The 822-nt window shown below is 39.3% G+C and carries 2 protein-coding genes; both read right to left on the reverse strand.

The genetic code is table 11. From position 1 onward, the window contains the following. Positions 1-280 precede the first annotated feature (280 nt). Positions 281-427, reverse strand: coding sequence for a hypothetical protein (locus M1L62_RS28685; RefSeq protein ID WP_254563082.1), 147 nt, complete (start codon positions 425-427; stop codon positions 281-283). A 63-nt stretch (positions 428-490) separates the two neighbouring features. Further along, positions 491-637 (reverse strand): hypothetical protein, encoded by a 147-nt coding sequence (locus M1L62_RS28690; protein WP_254563082.1) that lies wholly within the window; start codon positions 635-637, stop codon positions 491-493. Between the last annotated feature and the right edge of the window lie 185 nt (positions 638-822).

Raw genomic sequence — 822 nt, forward strand, 5'->3', positions numbered from 1 at the left:
TTTCCATCTATATCATTTTTAACCCCGAAGGGATGATAGTATTATAGAGAATCCACAAACCCGGCCGATCCCAAACCCTGAAAGGGTGACACAAAATTGCAATAATTTGGCTTTTTTCAACAAGAACCCGGTGATAACCATAATCCACAATAGTGCAATCTCTTCGGGATTTTTCGAAAAATGAAGTGGAAGACACCATCCATAATATCGTTTCCATCTATACCATTTTTAATCCCGAAGGGATGATAGTATTATAGAGAATCCACAAACCCAGCCGATCCTAAACCCTGAAATGGTGAAACAAAATTGCAATAATTTGGCTTTTTTCAACAAGAACCCGGCGATAACCATGATCCACAATAATGTCATCCCTTCGGGATTTTTCGAAAGATGAAGTGAGAGACCCCATCCCTAATATCGTTTCCATCTATACCATTTTTAATCCCGAAGGGATGGTAGTATTATAGAGAATCCACAAACCCAGCCGATCCTAAACCCTGAAATGGTGAAACAAAATTGCAATAATTTGGCTTTTTTCAACAAGAACCCGGCGATAACCATGATCCACAATAATGTCATCCCTTCGGGATTTTTCGAAAGATGAAGTGAGAGACCCCATCCCTAATATCGTTTCCATCTATACCATTTTTAATCCCGAAGGGATGATAGTATTATAGAGAATCCACAAACCCTGCCGATCCTAAACCCTGAAAGGGTGAAACAAAAATTGCAATAATTGGGCTTTTTTCAACAAGAACCCGGCGATAACCATGATCCACAATAATGTCATCCCTTCGGGATTTTTCGAAAGATGAAGTGAAA

Source organism: Dyadobacter diqingensis, from assembly GCF_024220585.1.
GTDB classification, from domain to species: domain Bacteria; phylum Bacteroidota; class Bacteroidia; order Cytophagales; family Spirosomataceae; genus Dyadobacter; species Dyadobacter diqingensis.